We start from the raw sequence: 2,752 nt of genomic DNA, 5'->3' as shown, positions 1-2,752 counted from the left end.
CAAATGGCCCTTCATTCGGCAGCCCGCCGGAACCATCGGCGTGGCGCACGATCACATTGCCGATGCCGAGCGCCTCGAAGCGTTGCCGCGCCTGCTCGGCGAGCGTCTTGTAGCGATCGGTGGTGATGACCCGCGCGGCCAGCCGCGACATCACCGCCGAGGTGTAGCCCGAGCCGGTGCCGATCTCGAGCACGCGGTTGCCCTGCTCGATGGTGAGTGCGGCGATCACCGCCGCCTGCATGTCGGCGCCTTCGATCGCCTCGCCGCATTCGATCGGCAGCATGCGGTCCGACCAGGCGATCTGATGGAACTGGGCCGCCAGGAAGCCGCGCCGCGGCGTCGCCTCGAAGGCCGCGATCAGCGCCTTCGGCACAGTCCCCCGGCCGCGCAGACGCAGCAGAAAGGCGGCAAAACCTTCGCGGTCGTCGATCGGGAGGCCCTGGTTCATGCGAGCGCCTTGCTCAGTTGGTCACGGATTTCATGGGCGGTAAGGTCGAGCTGCAGCGGCGTCACCGACACCAGCCGGTTGCGCAAGGCGTAGAGGTCGGTGCCTTGCTTGCCTTCGACCGGCTCGCGGCCGAAACGCAACCAGTAGTAAGGCAGGCCGCGCCCGTCACGGCGCTCGTCGACCCACAGGGAGTGCACGAGCTTGCCCTGCGAGGTGACCACCGTGCCTGCGACTTCCTCGGGCGTGCAGTTGGGAAAATTGACGTTGAGCAGCACGCCGTCCGGCAATGGCGTCGCGACAAGTTTCTTCAGCAGCGCCGGCGCCAGCGCCTCCGTCGTCTCGTAGGGCACGACGCGATCTTCGCCGACATAGCTGTACCCCTGGCTGAGCGCGATCGAGCGAATGCCGAGCAGCGCGCCCTCCATGGCGCCGGCGACGGTGCCGGAATAGGTGACATCGTCGGCGATGTTGGCGCCCGAATTGATGCCGGACAGGATCAGGTCGGGTGCGCCAGGCAGGATCTTCTTGACGCCCATGATGACGCAATCGGTCGGCGTGCCGCGCACGGCAAAATGCTTCTCGCCAATCTTGCGCAGCCGCAGCGGCTCCGAGATCGACAGCGAATGCGCATAGCCGGACTGGTCCTGCTCGGGCGCCACCACCCAGACATCGTCGGACAGCGTACGTGCGACGCGTTCGAGCGACGCCAGGCCCTCGGCATGAATGCCGTCGTCATTGGTCAGGAGGATACGCATTATTTCGCTTCGATCTTTTCCAGACCGCCCATGTAAGGCCGCAGCACTTCAGGAATGGTTACGCTGCCATCCTCGTTCTGGTAGTTTTCGATGACGGCGATGAGCGCGCGACCAACGGCTGTGCCCGAGCCGTTGAGCGTGTGGACGAAGCGGTTGCCCTTGCCGTCCCTGTCCTTGTAGCGGGCGTCCATGCGGCGTGCCTGGAAATCGCCGCACACCGAGCAGGACGAGATCTCGCGATAGGCGTTCTGGCCGGGCAGCCAGACCTCGATGTCATAGGTCTTGCGTGCGCCAAAACCCATGTCGCCGGTGCACAGCGTCATGGTGCGGAACGGCAGGCCGAGCCGCTTCAGCACTTCCTCGGCGCATTGCGTCATCCGCTCATGCTCGGCAAGTGACGATTCCTGATCGGTGATCGACACCAGCTCGACCTTGTAGAACTGATGCTGGCGCAGCATGCCGCGCGTGTCGCGCCCGGCCGAGCCCGCTTCCGAACGGAAGCACGGTGTCAGCGCGGTGTAGCGCAGCGGCAGTTTTTCATGCGCGGTGATTTCCTCACGCACAAGGTTGGTGAGTGGGACCTCGGCGGTGGGAATCAGGCCAAGCCTGCCCTCCCCGTGCGGCGTAAAGAACAGATCTTCCTCGAACTTCGGCAATTGGTTGGTGCCGAACAAAACATCGTCCTTGACCATCAGCGGCGGAATGACTTCCTCGTAGCCATGCTCGGTCGTGTGCAAATCGAGCATGAACTGGCCGAGCGCGCGTTCCATCCGCGCCAGCCCGCTTTTCAGCACGGTGAAGCGCGAGCCTGACAGCTTTGCCGCGCGCTCGAAATCCATCATGCCGAGCGCTTCGCCGATCTCGAAATGCTCCTTCACCCAGTTCGGCCGCGTCGGCACCTTGCCGACGATGTGCTTGACGACATTGTCGTGCTCGTCCTTGCCGACAGGCACGTCGTCGAACGGCACGTTGGGCAGCACCGCCAACGCATCGTTCAGCGCCTTGTCCAGCTCGCGTTCGCGCGCCTCGCCGTTCTGGATGAAGACCTTGATCTCGCCGACTTCGGCTTTCAGCGTCTCGGCCAGGGCAGCATCGCCCGAACGCATGGCGTTGCCGATCTCTTTCGACGCGGCATTGCGGCGCTCCTGCTTGGTCTGTAGCTCGGTAACGTGTTCGCGCCGCGCCTCGTCCGAGGCGATCAGCCCGCCGACCGTGGACTGCGCCTCGTCAGCCGACCACGAGCGCTTCACCAGCGCCTCGACAAGGGCCTTCGGGTTGTCGCGAATCCATTTGATGTCAAGCATGGTTTGAACGCTCCGGGGTAGCATGTCGCCCAAAGTGCGCAGCGGTTTGGGACAACGACATGCTTCAAACAAAACTGAAACGCATCGCTTTCAGTGCGATGCGTTTCAGCCAGAGGGCGTAAACCGCATCCTCGATCGATGCAAGATGGGGCATGGGGAACGCAAGCATGCGATCACGCTTTGACGCGCTTTCGGCTGAAGGCGGGGGAGAGCCTGAAATGAAAAACCCGCCTCTACGGCGGGGG

At 63.8% G+C, this 2,752-nt stretch carries 4 protein-coding genes; all 4 read right to left on the bottom strand.

Going from position 1 to position 2,752, the window contains the following annotated elements:
* On the bottom strand, positions 1 to 448 hold a 448-nt coding region (locus ENZ75_RS27545; RefSeq protein WP_128278460.1), incomplete at its 3' end, for a methyltransferase domain-containing protein.
* Positions 445 to 1,203, bottom strand: a complete 759-nt coding sequence (gene surE, locus ENZ75_RS27540; RefSeq protein WP_024503850.1) for a 5'/3'-nucleotidase SurE — start codon at positions 1,201 to 1,203, stop codon at positions 445 to 447. The genes ENZ75_RS27545 and surE, both read right to left, overlap by 4 nt.
* The gene (gene serS, locus ENZ75_RS27535) at positions 1,203 to 2,507 is read right to left on the bottom strand and encodes a serine--tRNA ligase (RefSeq protein ID WP_063168117.1); all 1,305 of its coding nucleotides are present in this window, start codon (positions 2,505 to 2,507) and stop codon (positions 1,203 to 1,205) included. The genes surE and serS overlap by 1 nt, the downstream gene beginning before the upstream one ends.
* A gap of 64 nt (positions 2,508 to 2,571) precedes the next feature.
* On the bottom strand, positions 2,572 to 2,752 hold a 181-nt coding region (locus ENZ75_RS34750), incomplete at its 5' end, for a hypothetical protein (RefSeq protein ID WP_206617114.1).

Source organism: Mesorhizobium sp. M7A.F.Ca.CA.002.04.1.1 (genome assembly GCF_004022805.1).
Taxonomy (GTDB): domain Bacteria; phylum Pseudomonadota; class Alphaproteobacteria; order Rhizobiales; family Rhizobiaceae; genus Mesorhizobium; species Mesorhizobium ciceri.
This window is presented reverse-complemented; position numbering and strand designations above follow the sequence as displayed.